Annotated in this window: 12 protein-coding genes; 9 read left to right on the forward strand and 3 right to left on the reverse strand. The window is 73.0% G+C overall.

Annotated features, from left to right (window positions below; all coding sequences use genetic code 11):
* The first annotated feature begins 43 nt into the window (after window positions 1–43).
* Entirely contained in the window at window positions 44–1,234 is a 1,191-nt protein-coding gene (gene wecB, locus Val02_RS36630; protein WP_203903897.1) for a non-hydrolyzing UDP-N-acetylglucosamine 2-epimerase, read from the forward strand.
* Window positions 1,234–3,027: a DUF2334 domain-containing protein gene (locus tag Val02_RS36635; RefSeq protein WP_239153615.1), complete on the forward strand. Its 1,794-nt coding sequence runs from the start codon at window positions 1,234–1,236 to the stop codon at window positions 3,025–3,027. Before wecB ends, Val02_RS36635 begins: the two co-directional genes overlap by 1 nt.
* A 278-nt stretch (window positions 3,028–3,305) precedes the next feature.
* On the opposite strand, the gene Val02_RS36640 is transcribed toward Val02_RS36635, so the two are convergent.
* Both Val02_RS36640 and Val02_RS36645 read right to left on the reverse strand, forming a co-directional pair.
* Complete coding sequence (locus Val02_RS36640; RefSeq protein WP_203903898.1) at window positions 3,306–3,668, reverse strand: VOC family protein; 363 nt, start codon at window positions 3,666–3,668, stop codon at window positions 3,306–3,308.
* Between the two features lie 78 nt (window positions 3,669–3,746).
* The gene (locus Val02_RS36645; protein WP_203903899.1) at window positions 3,747–4,460 is read right to left on the reverse strand and encodes a helix-turn-helix transcriptional regulator; all 714 of its coding nucleotides are present in this window, start codon (window positions 4,458–4,460) and stop codon (window positions 3,747–3,749) included.
* A 40-nt stretch (window positions 4,461–4,500) separates the two neighbouring features.
* Here Val02_RS36645 and Val02_RS36650 point away from each other — a divergent pair, with 40 nt between their 5' ends.
* From Val02_RS36650 to Val02_RS36660, 3 genes are read left to right on the forward strand one after another with little or no spacing between them, the layout of a single operon-like run.
* Entirely contained in the window at window positions 4,501–5,274 is a 774-nt protein-coding gene (locus Val02_RS36650; protein ID WP_239153616.1) for a type 1 glutamine amidotransferase, read from the forward strand.
* Between the two features lie 3 nt (window positions 5,275–5,277).
* Window positions 5,278–8,178, forward strand: coding sequence for a bifunctional [glutamine synthetase] adenylyltransferase/[glutamine synthetase]-adenylyl-L-tyrosine phosphorylase (locus Val02_RS36655; RefSeq protein ID WP_203903900.1), 2,901 nt, complete (start codon window positions 5,278–5,280; stop codon window positions 8,176–8,178).
* Between the two features lie 58 nt (window positions 8,179–8,236).
* A complete protein-coding gene (locus Val02_RS36660; RefSeq protein ID WP_373318003.1) occupies window positions 8,237–9,694 on the forward strand; it encodes a hypothetical protein in 1,458 nt (485 codons plus the stop codon).
* A 142-nt stretch (window positions 9,695–9,836) separates the two neighbouring features.
* On the opposite strand, the gene Val02_RS36665 is transcribed toward Val02_RS36660, so the two are convergent.
* The gene (locus Val02_RS36665) at window positions 9,837–10,331 is read right to left on the reverse strand and encodes a GNAT family N-acetyltransferase (RefSeq protein WP_203903901.1); all 495 of its coding nucleotides are present in this window, start codon (window positions 10,329–10,331) and stop codon (window positions 9,837–9,839) included.
* An 86-nt stretch (window positions 10,332–10,417) separates the two neighbouring features.
* Between Val02_RS36665 and trpB the strand changes: the two genes are divergently transcribed.
* From trpB to Val02_RS36685, 4 genes are all read left to right on the forward strand, one after another.
* A complete protein-coding gene (trpB, locus tag Val02_RS36670; RefSeq protein ID WP_203903902.1) occupies window positions 10,418–11,539 on the forward strand; it encodes a tryptophan synthase subunit beta in 1,122 nt (373 codons plus the stop codon).
* Complete coding sequence (trpA, locus tag Val02_RS36675; protein ID WP_203903903.1) at window positions 11,536–12,315, forward strand: tryptophan synthase subunit alpha; 780 nt, start codon at window positions 11,536–11,538, stop codon at window positions 12,313–12,315. Before trpB ends, trpA begins: the two co-directional genes overlap by 4 nt.
* Window positions 12,287–13,012, forward strand: a complete 726-nt coding sequence (locus tag Val02_RS36680) for a GntR family transcriptional regulator (protein WP_203903904.1) — start codon at window positions 12,287–12,289, stop codon at window positions 13,010–13,012. Before trpA ends, Val02_RS36680 begins: the two co-directional genes overlap by 29 nt.
* Before the next feature lie 82 nt (window positions 13,013–13,094).
* Complete coding sequence (locus Val02_RS36685) at window positions 13,095–14,009, forward strand: superoxide dismutase (protein WP_239153618.1); 915 nt, start codon at window positions 13,095–13,097, stop codon at window positions 14,007–14,009.
* Window positions 14,010–14,042: the final 33 nt, after the last annotated feature.

Genomic DNA, 14,042 nt, shown 5'->3' on the forward strand with positions numbered 1-14,042 from the left:
TGGCGCACGGATTCGCCACCCTTCCCGTGAAGGCAGCCCACACATGACCCAGCTTCCCGAAGTACACCTGATCGCCGGTACCCGCCCCGAGGCCATCAAGATGGCACCCGTCGTCGCCGCCATCAACGCGGCCGGCCGCATGAGGCCCGTTCTGGTCGCCAGCGGGCAGCACCCGACGATGGTCAGCCAGGCGCTCGCCGCGTTCGACCAGGAGCCGGATGTGGTGCTCCCGCTCGAGCGCAGCACCGGCGGCCAGGCCGAACTCCTCACCGAGATGGCCAAGCAACTCGACGCGCTGTTCGCCGAACGCCGTCCCGCGGCCGTTCTCGTGCAGGGCGACACCACCACGACGCTGGCGGGTGCGCTCGCCGCGTTCTGGCGCCAGATCCCGGTGGTGCACCTCGAGGCCGGGCTGCGCAGCGGTGATCTCGAGTCGCCGTTCCCCGAGGAAGGCAACCGCAAGATGGTCGGCCAGGTGGCGACCCTGCACCTGGCGCCCACCCCGCTCGCCGCGAGCAACCTCCTCGGCGAGAACATCGACCCCGAGCACGTCGTGCTGACCGGCAACACCGTCGTGGACGCGGCGCTGACCGTGGCCGCGAAGCGGCTGCCCTTCGACGACGCGCGCCTCACCGAGGTGGTGGAACGGGTCGAGGCCGGCGACGGCCGGCTGGTCCTGGTGACCGCGCACCGCCGCGAGTCCTGGGGCGAGCCGCTCGACCGGGTCCTCGGCGCGGTGCGGGAGATCCTCGCGCGCTACCCCGACGTGCACGTGGTGCTGCCCAGCCACCCCAACCCGGCCGTGCGGGCCCAGGTCGAGGCCGGCCTCGCCGGTGTCGAACGGGTGACGGTCACCGACCCGCTGCCGTACCCGGCGCTGGCCCGGCTGCTGTCGACCGCCTACCTGGTGCTCACCGACTCGGGCGGCATCCAGGAGGAGGCGCCGTCGTTCCGGGTGCCGGCCCTGGTGCTGCGCGAGGTCACCGAGCGCACCGAGTCGATCGACGCCGGCTGCGGCAAGCTCCTCGGCACCGACCCGGAGCTGATCGTCGCGGAGGCCGCCCGCCTGCTGGACGACCGCGCCCTGCGCGACTCGATGACCGCGAACGGCAACCCGTACGGCGACGGCTTCGCGGCCGTGCGCACCGAGCGGGCCGTCGCCGACCTGCTCCACCTTCCTCAGCCGACCGGAACCTCGGCCTCCCTCGACCTCCTCACGACGGCAGGTGCCTGATGCGAATCCGCCCCATGCGTAACCGGCGCGCCCTCGCGGCCGCCCTGATCGGCGCGGCCCTCCTGGGCGGCGCGGCCCTGGTCAACCCCGGCACCGCGGTCGCCGAGCGGCAGCACACCCACCGCCACTCCGAGGAGCGCGTCGGCGAGCTGAACGACGACTCGGAGATCCCGGCTCCGCCGGCGCCGCTCAAGCGCAAGCCGGACGCCCGGGTGCTGACGACGCCGAAGAGCACCGTCAGCGCGAAGTCGACGAAGGCCGCCACCGGCACCGCCGTCACGACGACCGCGGCCGGCCCGGTGGCGACCGGTTCGGCGGCCCCGGGGGGCAGCGCGAAGAAGACGCTGGTGCTGTACGACACCACCGGTGCGTGGTCCTGGCTCGGCGAGGTCTACGCCCAGCAGACCGTCAACCTCGTCTCGCACTTCAACAGTTGGACGGCCCGCCCGGTCGCCAACTACGCCGCCGGCGACCTGAACGCCTACGACTCGGTGATCTACGTGGGCTCCACGTACGACGAGCCGCTGCCGGTGGAGTTCCTCGACGACGTGCTGGGCACGACCAAGCCGGTGCTGTGGATGTACGACAACATCTGGCAGCTGAGCGCGCGGCAGGCCGGGTTCGAGGCGAAGTACGGCTTCCAGTGGAAGGGCTTCGACCCCGCGAACGTCGCCGAGGTCCGCTACAACGGCACCTCGCTGACCCGCGACGTGCGCGCCGGCGGCATCATGGACCACAACATCCTGGACGCCACGAAGGCGCAGCCGATCGGCGAGGCGGTGCGGGCCGACGGCACGACGTTCCCGTGGGGCGTCAAGTCGGGCAACTTCACCTACCTGGGTGAGATCCCGTTCTCGTACGTGACGCACGACGACCGGTACGTCGCCTTCTCCGACCTGCTCTTCGACGTGCTGGCGCCGGGCACCGTCGCCCGCCACCGCGCACTGGTGCGCATCGAGGACGTCGGGCCGGACGCCGACCCGGCCGAGCTGCGGGCCGTCGCGGACTACCTGTACAGCAAGAAGATCCCGTTCAGCGTCGCCGTGTACCCGCGCTACCGCGACCCGCTGGGCGCACTGAACAACGGAAAGGCCGAGGACTACACGCTCTGGCGCAAGCCGCAGGTCGTCTCCGCGCTGAAGTACATGGTCGCCCGCGGCGGCACGCTGCTCATGCACGGCTACACCCACCAGCACGGCTCCGCGATCAACCCGTACGACGGCGTGAGCGCCAACGACTTCGAGTTCTACCGGGCGCACGTCGACGCGAACGACTCCGTCATCTACGACGGGCCGGTGCTGCAGGACTCGGCGACCTACGCCGACGGGCGCATCGCGTCCGCCAAGATGGAGTTCATGCTGGCGGGGCTGCCGCAGCCGAGCATCTTCGAGTTCCCGCACTACGCCGGTTCGGCCAACAACTACAAGTCGGTGAACTCCATCTTCGGCAAGCGGTACGACCGGGGGCTGTACTTCCCGGGCCTGCTCAGCGGCAAGGCCGTCGACCACACCAAGATGTCGGGCCAGTTCTTCCCCTACGCCGTGCGTGACGTCTACGGTTCGGCCCTGGTGCCGGAGAACATCGGCAACATCGAGCCGGAGCCGTTCAACAACCACCCGGCGCGGCTGCCCGCCGACCTGATCGGCGCCGCCAAGCGCAACCTGGTGGTCCGCGACGGCACAGCGAGCTTCTTCTACCACCCGTACCTGGGTGTGGATCACCTGAAGGCCACGGTCGAGGGGATCCAGGGGCTCGGCTACACCTTCGTGACCGCGAGCTCGATGGTCCAGTAGTTGCCTCGGCGGACCGGGGCAGCGGGTGGGCTCCCGCGAACCGGTCCGCCCCTCCCGCCGCCGAGCGCGTCCGGGCGCGAGGCGGCGAAACGGAACGGCCCCGAACCTGGTGCACCAGGCTCGGGGCCGTTTCCCGTATGCCCGCACGGCCCCATCGACTGCGGGACGCGGACGTGGCAGCGCAGCGGTCGGTCACGCGAAGCGGACCGAGCCGGAGCGGTGCGGCTGGGAACAGCGGTCGCGCGCCCGACGGACCTGCGACATCACGCTCTTGATCCTTATGATTTCGGCTGGCTGAAGACGGCGAACTCGCTGCCCTCCGGGTCGAGCAGGTGGGCGTGGGTGAGGCCGGCCGGCGTGGTGTGCGGCGGCTGCACGACCTTGGCCCCGGCCTCCTCGGCGCGGCGCACGGTGTCGGCCACGTCGTCGACCAGCACCGCGAAGACCGCGTAGCTCGACCGCTTGCCCTGGGTGGCGGTGACGGCCCCGCCGATCGTGCCGGGACCCGCCGGCGGTGCGATCCGGTACGGCCGCTCCGCGTCCGGGTCGGCCTTGAACGTCCAGCCGAAGAGCCCGCCGTAGAAGCGCTCCGCCGCGTCGACGTCCTCCGCACCGATCTGGAACCAGGCAACTGTGGACATGTCTGTCTCCTTCTCTCGTCTGAACCCAGCCTCGACGGGATGAGCGACAGCCCTATGTCGGAGTTTTTCGGCCAACACCTACGCCGCGAATGCCAACGCGTGGACCTCGATGTCATCGGGGATGTCCATCTGGTCGCGGCGCAGCTCACGCAGCGGCGCCGGCTCCCCGGTGTCGCGCACGTCCGTCAGCCGGTCCATCCGGAACATCCGCGCCGCGTCCCGCATCCGGCACCACGCCACCAGATACCACCCCATGCGGCCGCTGAGCCAGCCCATCGGCTCCACGAGCCGCCGCGTCACCTCGCCGTTGCGGTCGATGTAGCCCAGGTCGAGCACGCGGCCCGCCACGAGCGCGTCGCCGACCACGGAGGGCACCGGCGCCGGGGGCGGCGGATCGTCGGGGCGCTTGACCAGGTGCACCCGGCCGGCGAGGTCACCCGCCCGGGCGGCGTCCGCCGGTGGCATGACCGCCAGCAGCTTGTGCAGCGCCACCCGTGCGGGTGACGCGAACGGCGTCCCCTCCAGCCGGCTCAGCGCCACGGCCATCGCGACGGCCTCGCCCGGCGAGATGTTGAGCGGCGGCAGGGTCGCCTTGCGGTCCAGCACGTAGCCGCCGGTGCGCCCCGGCTCGGCGTAGAGCGGCACGCCGGCCTGCTGTAACGCGCCCACGTCCCGCTCGATGGTGCGGCTGGAGACCTCGAAGCGGTCGGCCAGCCAGCGGGCGCTGCGCGGTCGGGGCGCCACTACCCGCAACTCTTCGACGATCGCGTACAACCGGTCGGTGCGGTTCACGCCCCGAAAGTTACCGAAGGGGTACGACTAAAATCCGGCCGTGAGCGGTAACCGTGTGCTGGTGGTGGAGAACGACCCGACCGACGACGCCCGGCTTCTCGGCGAGTGGCTGGTCGAGGGGGGCCTGGAGCTGCACGTGCTGCGCCCGCACGCCGGCGACGGGCTGCCCGAGGAGCTCGACGGATACGCGGCGCTGGTGGTGCTCGGCGGCGAGCAGGACGCGTTCGCGGGTGCCGACGGGTCGCCGGGCGCGCCGTGGTTCCCGGCCCTGGAGAAGCTGCTGCGCAAGGCGACCCGGCACAAGGTTCCGACGCTCGGCGTGTGCCTGGGCGGGCAGCTGTTGGCCACCGCACACGGCGGCACCGTCGAACGCAGCGCCGCCGGGCCGGAGATCGGGCCGAAGCTCGTGGCGCGGCGCGACAAGGCGGTCGAGGACCCGCTGTGGGCGGAGGTGCCGTTCGCGCCGGACGTGCTGCAGTGGCACCGCGACGAGATCACCGAACTGCCGGTGGGCGCCGTGCTGCTGGCCGCCTCGACGCGCTACCCGCATCAGGCGTTCCGGATCGGGCCGTGTGCCTGGGGTCTGCAGTTCCACATCGAATGCGACACCGACCAGTACGCGCGGTGGGCGCAGGACGGCGTGGACACGCTCGCGGACCTGGGTATCGACCCGGCCGCGCTGGTCGACGCGGTGACCGCGGCGCTGCCCGACGTGGCCGAGGTGTGGCGCCCGTTCACGCTGCGGTTCGCCGCCGTGGCAAAGGGCGAACTGCAGCCGGCGTCGCCGATGCGCCTGCCGATGATCGGCGGGTGAGGGATGCGCGAGCCAGGGACCGCACGGTCGACCCGCCTCTCCCGGTACGGCTTCGTCGACGCGGCCAAGGCCGCCGAGCACCTCTCCGGTGACGTGGGCCTGTGGGATCCGGTGACGGCCACGCCCCCGGAGGGTCCGGCGGGCGAACTGCTGGAGACGTTCGCGGTGGCTGCCGATCCGGACCTCGCCGCGTTGCAGCTGCACCGGCTGGTGGAGAAGGCCGGTCCGGAGCCGGTGCGCGCCGCCGTGCGGGACCTGCCGGGGTGGCGCCGCCTGCTGGCCGTGCTCGGCGCGTCGAGCGCCCTCGGCGACCACCTCGTGGCCAACCCCGACGAGTGGCGGCTCCTCGCCCAGCCGCTGTCCACAGTGGACCTCGGCGCGGTGGCGGACGTGCCGGCGCTGCGCCTGGCGTACCGGCGGGTGCTGGCGCGCATCGTCGCCGCCGACCTGACCGGGGCGTTCGCGCTGGAGGCGGTGATGGCGGCGCTGACCGACCTCGCCGACGCGACCCTGGCCGCCGCCCTCGACCTGGCCCGCGCCGAACGCCCCGACACCGCCGCGCAGTGCCGGCTGGCCGTCATCGCCATGGGCAAGTGCGGCGGCCGCGAACTCAACTACGTCAGCGACGTCGACGTGGTCTTCGTCGCCGAGCCGCCGGCCGGGGAGTCCGATGTGGACGGTGCCCTGCGCGCCTCCGCGACCCTCGCCGCGCGCATGATCACCATCTGCGGCATCGTGGCGTGGCCGGTCGACGCCGCGCTGCGCCCGGAGGGCGGCCGCGGGCCGCTGACCCGCACCGTCGCCTCGTACCTCGCCTACTACACGAAGTGGGCCAAGACGTGGGAGTTCCAGGCGCTGCTCAAGGCCCGGCCGGCGGCCGGCGATCTGGAGCTGGGCGCCGAGTGGCTGGCGGCGCTGCAGCCCGCGCAGTGGCACGCCGCCGATCGCCCCGAGGCGGTCGAGGAGGTTCGCGCGATGCGCCGGCGGATCGTCGACGCGGTGCCGCGCGGCGAGGTCGACCGGGAGATCAAGCGGGGACCGGGCGGGCTGCGCGACATCGAGTTCGCGGTGCAGCTGCTGCAGCTGGTGCACGGCCGCTCCGACGAGTCGCTGCGCACACCGTCCACTGTGGAGGCCCTGCGGGCGCTGACCGCCGGCGGCTACGTGGGGCGGGCCGACGGCGAGGCCCTGCTGCGGGCGTACCGGTTCCTGCGCTCGGTGGAACACCGGCTGCAGCTGCAGCGGCTGCGCCGCACGCACACCGTTCCGGAGGATCCGGACGAGCTGCGCTGGCTCGCGGCCGGCCTCGGCTTCCGGCCGAACGCGCAGCGCGATGCCGTCGAGGCGTTCCGGGCGGAGTGGACGCGTCTGTCCGGAGACGTGCGGCGGCTGCACGAGAAGCTGTTCTACCGGCCGATCCTGGAGGCGGTCGCGCGGGTGCCCTCGGAGGCGTGGCGGCTCACCCCGGAATCGGCGCGGGCCCGGCTGGAGGTGCTCGGGTTCGCCGACCCGGCCGGTGCGCTGCGGCACATCACGGCGCTGACCGGCGGGGTCTCCCGGACCGCCGCGATCCAGCGGACGCTGCTGCCGGTGCTGCTGAGCGAGTTCGCCGACGCGCCGGAGCCGGACGGCGGGCTGCTGGCCTACCGCAAGGTGTCGGACCGGCTCGGCAGCACGCCCTGGTACCTGCGGCTGCTGCGCGACGAGGGCGTGGTGGCGCTGCGCCTGGCCCGGCTGCTCGGCATCTCCCGGTACGTCACCGAGCTGCTGAGCCACGACCCGGAGGCGCTGCGGCTGCTGGCCGACGACGCCGAACTGGTGCCGCGCACCGGCGTCGACGGGTTCCTCGCGGCCGCGCGCCGCCACAAGAACGACCCGATCGCCGCCGCGCACGCGGTCCGGGCCAGGCGCCGGCGCGAACTGTTCCGCACGGCCTGTGCCGACCTGCTCGGCAGGCTCGACGTGCACGCCGTCGGCGACGCGCTCGCGGCGGTCACCGACGCCACCATCGCGGGAGTCCTGGAGGTGGCCAACCCGACCGGGCTCAGCTTCGCCGTCATCGGCATGGGCCGCCTCGGCGGCTGCGAGATGAACTACCCCTCCGACGCCGACGTCCTGTTCGTCTACGACCCGGGCGACCGGCCGGACGAGGAGGCGCGCCGCGCCGCGCAGGCCGTCGCCGAGGAACTGCGCGCGCTGCTGTCCCGGCCGGCGCCGGATCCGCCGCTGGGCATCGACGCCGACCTGCGTCCCGAGGGGCGGCAGGGGCCACTGGTGCGCAGCATCGCCGCCTACGCGCAGTACTACGGCCGCTGGTCGAAGGTGTGGGAGGCGCAGGCGTTGCTGCGGGCCCGGTTCGTCGCCGGCGATCCCGCGCTGGGCGCCCGGTTCATCGAGATGGCCGACCGGATCCGTTACCCCGCAGGCGGCCTGACCCGCGAGCAGGTGACGGAGATCCGCCGGATCAAGGCCCGGGTCGACAACGAACGCCTCCCGCGCGGCGCCGACGCCGCCATGCACACCAAGCTCGGCCGGGGTGGGCTCGCCGACGTCGAGTGGACGGTCCAGCTGTTCCAGCTGCGGCACGGGCACGAGGTGCCGGGGCTGCGCACGCCGCGGACCCTCGACGCGCTGACGGCGGCTGCGAAGGCGGGGCTGGTGACGCCGGCCGACGCCGACGCGCTGGCCGCCGCGTGGCGCCTGGCGACCCAGGTGCGCAACGCGCTGACGCTGGTGCGCGGCCGGGCGGTGGACCAGCTGCCGCGCCACGGCGCGGACGTCAACGCGGTGGCGCGCGCGTGCGGCCGGCCGGCGTCGGTGGAGTCGGGCGAGTTCGTCGACGACTACCTGCGCACGGCGCGGCACGCGAGGCAGGCGGTGGAGCGGACCTTTGACGCGGGCTGAGAAACTCGCCCTGCTGACGGGGCCGCTGCTCGCCGTCGTGTTCCTGCTGCTGCCGCCGATGGGGACGGACCTGTCGGCGCAGGTGGCGCACGCCGACTTCTTCGACGCCGCCAAGGTGGCCCCGCTGGACCTGCGCTGGTACGGCGGCACCGTGCAGTGGGGCTACAGCCTGCTGGCGCCGGAGCTGATGGCGCTGCTCGGCGTGCGCCTCACCGGTGCGCTGGCGGGCGCAGCGGCGTCGGTGGCATTGGCGTTGCTGCTGCGCCGCACGGGTGCGCTGCGGCCGACGCTCGGCGGGATCGTGGGGGCGTTCTGCGTCTTCGGCAACCTCGCCTCGGGCCGGGTGACGTACGCGCTCGGGGTGGCGTTCGTCCTCTGTGGACTGTGGGCGCTGGCCCGGGACCGCCGGATCCTCGCGGTGGTGGGAGTTTTGCTCGGCGCCGCGTGCAGTCCGGTCGCGGGCCTGTTCGCCGGTCTCGCCGGTGCCGCACTTTTCCTGGGAACGTCCGAACGCGCGCGCCGCGTCGACGGCGTGCTGCTGGGGATCGCCGGCGCGGTCCCGATCGGGGTGACCGCCGCGCTCGGTGACGCCGGCGGCTGGATGAACATCTCCGTCTCCGACACGGTGCGCGCGGTCGCGGCGGCGGTGCTCGTGGCGGTGTTCGTGCCGCAGCGGGTGATCCGCGTCGGCGCCGCGCTCGCCGCCCTCGGGGTGCTGGCCGCCTTCGCGGTCCACACGCCGGTGGGCCTGAACGCCACCCGCCTCGCCGCGATGTTCACCCTGCCGGTGCTGCTGGCCTACGCGCCCCGGCCGTCCCGGCCGGCGCCCTGGCCGCGAACGGCGGCGGCAGCGGCGCTGGTGGCGGTGGCGTTCGTGCAGTCGCCGGTGATGGTCGGGGATCTGCGCGACATGGGCGACCCGACCGCGTCGCGCCGGTACTTCGCACCGCTGCTGGCCCAGCTGCACGCCCGCGCACCGGTGGGCCGGGTCGAGGTGCTCGCCACCCGCAACTACTGGGAGTCCGCCCACGTGGCCCGGGAGTTCCACCTGGCGCGGGGCTGGCTGCGCCAGGCCGACCTGGCCCGCAATCCGCTCTTCTACGACGGCACGCTCGACGCGTCGTCCTACGGGGCCTGGCTGCGGGACAACGGCGTGAGCTACGTGGCCGTTCCGGACGCGCCGCTGTCCTGGGTCTCCCGCCGGGAGGCCGACATCGTGCGGGGCGGCCAGCCGTACCTGATGCAGGTGTGGCGCGGGGCGGACTGGACCCTGTACGAGGTCGCCGGCAGACCGTCCATCGTGGACGGTGGAACCCTGCTCGGCACGACACCGACGTCGGTGTCGGTGGACCTGCCCGGCCCCGGGACGTATGTCGTGCGGGTGCGCTGGTCGCGCTGGCTGCGCGCCGCCGGGGCGCAGCTGCGGCAGCGGCCGGACGGCTGGACCGACCTGACCGTGCGTAGCGGGGGCGGCTACCGGCTGGAGGGCGGCTACACGGAGCCGCCGCCGGACTGAACGGCTTCGCGGTCGCGGCGCAGGACCTCGGCCTGCCGTTGGTCGTCCTCGGCTATGCGCAGGTGAGCGGGCACGGCGGTGACTAGGAGCAGGTCAGCGCGGATTTCGCCGGGCGATTCGTGCCCGCCCGCTCACCGGATCCTCACAACTGCGTGAGTGCCTTCCACATGACGTGGATGTCGACCAGCCCGGCGGTGCGGTGCCGGTACGCCTGCGGCACGGTGCCGACGATCTCGAAGCCGAGGCTGCGCCACAGGGCGATCGCGCCCGTGTTGGTCGACACGACGGCGTTGAACTGCATCGACAGGTAGCCCGCCTCCCGCGCACGGCGCATGCAGTGCTCGGCCAGCAGCCGCCCGACGCCCTGGTTGCGGGCGGCCGGTGCCACCATGAAGCCGGCGTTGGCCACGTGCGCGCCCGGGCCCTTGCCGTTGGGCTTCAGCTGGTAGGTGCCGACGATCGCCGCGCCGGCGGTCGCCACCCAGGTCTCGGCCGGCGGGTCGGCCAGCCACATCCGCCGCGCCGCCTCGGGCGCGGTGAACGGGTCGAACATGTACGTCTCCTGCGCCGACACGATCGACTGCCAGATCGGCCACAGCGCCGGCCAGTCCGGGTCGCTCGCCCGCCTGATCTCCACGGAGCGGAGCTTAAACGGGGCCTTGACGCGACGCCACTGTTCTAGAACACTAACCACTGTTATAGAACTCTTGGGGAAGGCGGGCCATGCGATTCGGAGACCACGGCGGCCGCTACGTTCCCGAGCCGTTGATTCCGGCGTGCGAGGCGGTGGCGGAGGCGTTCGCCGACGCGTGGGCCGATCCCGGGTTCCGCGCCGAGTTGGACACGCTGCTGCGCCAGCACGCCGGGCGCCCCACGACACTCACCCCGGCGGCCAACCTCTCGGCCGACCTCGGGCTGCGGGTCACGCTCAAGCGCGAGGACCTGGCGCACACCGGTTCGCACAAGATCAACAATGTGCTCGGGCAGGCGCTGCTGGCCAGGCGGATGGGCAAGCCGCGCATCATCGCCGAGACCGGTGCCGGCCAGCACGGCGTCGCCACCGCCACGGCCGCCGCGCTCCTGGGCCTCGACGCGACCGTCTTCATGGGGCAGAAGGACGTCGAGCGCCAATCCCTCAACGTGTTCCGCATGCGGCTGCTCGGCGCCGAGGTCGTGCCCGTCCACGCCGGCAGCCGCACGCTGAAGGACGCGACCAGCGAAGCGATGCGGCACTGGGTCGCGCACACGGAGGACACGTACTACTGCGTCGGTTCCGTCATCGGGCCGCACCCGTATCCGACGATGGTCCGGGAGTTCCAGAGCGTCATCGGGATCGAGGCGCGCGGCCAGGGCGGCATCCCCGACTACGTCGTGGCGTGCGTCGGCGGCGGCTCCAACGCGGCCGGCACCTTCTCCGCCTTCCTCGACACCGACGCGACGCTGATCGGGGTGGAGGCCGACGGCGGCGCCGCGCTGACCAAGGGCGCACCCGGTGTGCTGCACGGCTTCCGGGGCTACATCCTGCAGGACGCGCACGGTCAGGTCGTCGAGGCGCACTCGATCTCCGCCGGGCTCGACTACCCGGGCACCGGCCCCGAGCACGGCCACTGGCGCGACAGCGGACGGGCCCGCTACGTCTCGGTCACCGACGACGAGGTGCTCGCCGCCACCACCCACCTCGCCCGCACCGAGGGCATCCTGCCGGCACTCGAGTCGGCCCACGCGATCGCGTGGGTGATGCGGGCCGCCCGCACCGGTGAGCTGCCCCGCGGGGCGAGTGTCCTGATCACCCTCTCGGGCCGTGGCGACAAGGACGTGCCGACGCTGATGGGAGCCCACCAATGATCTTCACGCGGGATCACAAGCAGCTGCTGCCCTACGTCACCGGCGACATCACGGACGACTGGACCGACATCGTCGCCGCCTACGCGGACGCGGGTGCGGACGCCGTCGAGGTGGGGTTGCCGTTCTCCGATCCGACCCTCGACGGGCCCACCATCCAGGAGGCCTCCTTCGTCGCGCTGTCGCGCGGTGCCACCGCCGACGCGATCATCTCCGACGTCGCGGGCGCACCGGTGCCGCTGGTCGCGTCGACCTACTACCAGCTGGTGGCCTACGCCGGCCCGGAGCGGTTCTGCGCCCGGCTGAGCAGGAGCGGGTTCCGCGGACTCATCGTTCCCGACCTGCCCCTGGAGGAGTCGGCGCACCTGGAGGCGGTGGCGGCCGACGCGGGCGTCGACCTCGTTCTGCTCGCCGCTCCGGTGACGCCCGCCGCGCGCCTGGCCGAGATCGCGCGCCGGTCCCGCGGGTTCATCTACGCCGTCTCGCTCATGGGCACCACCGGCGAACGCGACACCCTCGCCCCCGGCGCCGCGGCCCTCGCCCGCGCGTTGAGCACCCGGACCGACCTGCCGGTGTTGCTAGGCTTCGGCATCGCGACACCCGAGCAGGCCGTCGACGCGGCCCGCGGCGCCGACGGGATCGTCGTCGGCGCGGCGCTCATGCGCCGGGTGCTCGACGGCGTCCAGCCCGCCGCCGTCGGCGCGTTCGTCGCGTCGCTGCGCCGGGCGCTGGACAGTGGAGTGGCCGCTGATGGCGAGGTACCACGAGATCGCCGCTGATCTCGCCGCGAAGATCCTCAACGGGCAGTACGAGCCGGGTGCGGCACTGCCACCGCAGCGGGAGTTGAGCGCCACGTACCGGGTGACGCTGATGACGCTGCGCCAGGCGTTGCGGATGCTCAGCGACGACGGGCTCGTGGTGCAGCAGCCGGGGAAGGGCACGTACGTGGCGCCGGCGACAATGGCCTACCAGTTGGACACGCTGCGGAGCCTCGAGGAGGACCTGCGCGACCAGGGCAGCGAGGTCCGTACCGAGGTGCTGACCCAGCTCGTGCGGCGTCCGCCGGCCGCGGTCGCCGCGACGCTCAACCTGCCCGTGGGCCGTTCCGCCCTTCTGCTCGAACGGGTCAGGCACGTCGGCGGCCGCCCCGGAGTCCACCAGGTCTCGTGGGTGGTGCCGACCGGCCTGCGTGAAACGGATTTCACGAAGCACTCGTTGTACGCGGCCCTCGCCGGCACCGGGATGGTGGTGGCCCGCGCCGCCGAACGCATCCGCCCCGAGGCGCTGCCCGGCATCGTCGCCCGCATCCTCGGGGAGCCGCAGGGCACGCCGGTGTTCGTCAGCGACCGCACCACCTACCTCCTCGACGGCACGCCCGTCGTGACGGACCGCGCGACGATCCTCGGTCGCGTCATGGAGATCCGGACCGAACGTGCCGCAGCCGGGGTGTCCATTCGTTGGCAGCCACCTGCCTGATCGGGTAATGCTGGCGGGGACACCCGGACCATCGAGAGGAGCATCGACGCCGATGTACCGCCACCTCAGATCACTGGCAGTCGTGACTGCCGTGGGTCTCGCGGCGCTCGTACCCGCTGCCGCGCCGGCCTCGGCCGCGCCGTCAGCGGCCTTCCCAACGACGATCCAACTGCCCAACGGGTTCCAGCCCGAGGGCATCGCCACCGGCATCGGCACCTACGCGTACTTCGGTTCCCGGGGGACCGGTGTGGTCTACCGCGTGGACCTGCGCACCGGTGCGGGCAAGGTGATCACCGAACCCACCAACACCCCCTCGCTCGGCATGAAGACCGACGCGCGCGGCCGGCTCTTCGTGGCCGGCGGCACCGGCGGCGACGGCCGGGTCTACGACGGCCGCAGCGGCAGGCTGCTGGCGCAGTACCGGTTCGCCACCACGCCGCCCAACACGTTCGTCAACGACGTGATCCTCACCGACGACGCCGCGTGGTTCACCGACTCCAACCGGGCGGTGCTCTACAAGGTGCCGTTCGGCCGCCACGGCAGGCTGCCCGCCGCGGACGGCTTCGAGACGCTCGCCCTGACCGGCGCTTACCAGCACGTCGACGGCGCCGTCAACCTCAACGGCATCGCCCGCACCCCGGACGGCAAGGGCCTGCTCGTCGTCCAGTCCAACCTCGGCTTCCTGTTCCGCGTCGACCCGCGCACCGGCGTCACCACCCAGGTCGACCTCGGCGGCGTCTCCGTGGCCCGTGGCGACGGACTCCTCCTGCTCGGCCGCACGCTCTACGTCGTGCAGAACCGCGACAACCTGATTTCGGTGTTCACCCTCAACAAGGCCGGCACCGCCGGCACCAAGGTGAAGGAGATCACCGACACCCGCTTCGACATTCCGACGACCGTGGCGGCCTTCGGCAACCGGCTCTACCTGCCCAACGCCCGCTTCGGCGTCGCCGACCCGGGGACCGTGCCCTACAACGCGGTCGCCGTCGACAAGTAAGGCGCACCGACAGGACGACGGGCGCCGCACCCC

Source organism: Virgisporangium aliadipatigenens (genome assembly GCF_016863615.1).
Taxonomy (GTDB): domain Bacteria; phylum Actinomycetota; class Actinomycetes; order Mycobacteriales; family Micromonosporaceae; genus Virgisporangium; species Virgisporangium aliadipatigenens.

What these genes read in the sequence shown, in the direction of transcription:
- Val02_RS36680 (WP_203903904.1), top strand. Translation starts at nt 12,287, where the DNA reads ATGGCGAGGTACCACGAGATCGCCGCTGATCTCGCCGCGAAGATCCTC.
- wecB (WP_203903897.1), top strand. Translation starts at nt 44, where the DNA reads ATGACCCAGCTTCCCGAAGTACACCTGATCGCCGGTACCCGCCCCGAG.
- Val02_RS36660 (WP_373318003.1), top strand. Translation starts at nt 8,237, where the DNA reads ATGGGGACGGACCTGTCGGCGCAGGTGGCGCACGCCGACTTCTTCGAC.
- Val02_RS36655 (WP_203903900.1), top strand. Translation starts at nt 5,278, where the DNA reads ATGCGCGAGCCAGGGACCGCACGGTCGACCCGCCTCTCCCGGTACGGC.
- trpB (WP_203903902.1), top strand. Translation starts at nt 10,418, where the DNA reads ATGCGATTCGGAGACCACGGCGGCCGCTACGTTCCCGAGCCGTTGATT.
- trpA (WP_203903903.1), top strand. Translation starts at nt 11,536, where the DNA reads ATGATCTTCACGCGGGATCACAAGCAGCTGCTGCCCTACGTCACCGGC.
- Val02_RS36635 (WP_239153615.1), top strand. Translation starts at nt 1,234, where the DNA reads ATGCGAATCCGCCCCATGCGTAACCGGCGCGCCCTCGCGGCCGCCCTG.
- Val02_RS36640 (WP_203903898.1), bottom strand. Translation starts at nt 3,668, where the DNA reads ATGTCCACAGTTGCCTGGTTCCAGATCGGTGCGGAGGACGTCGACGCG.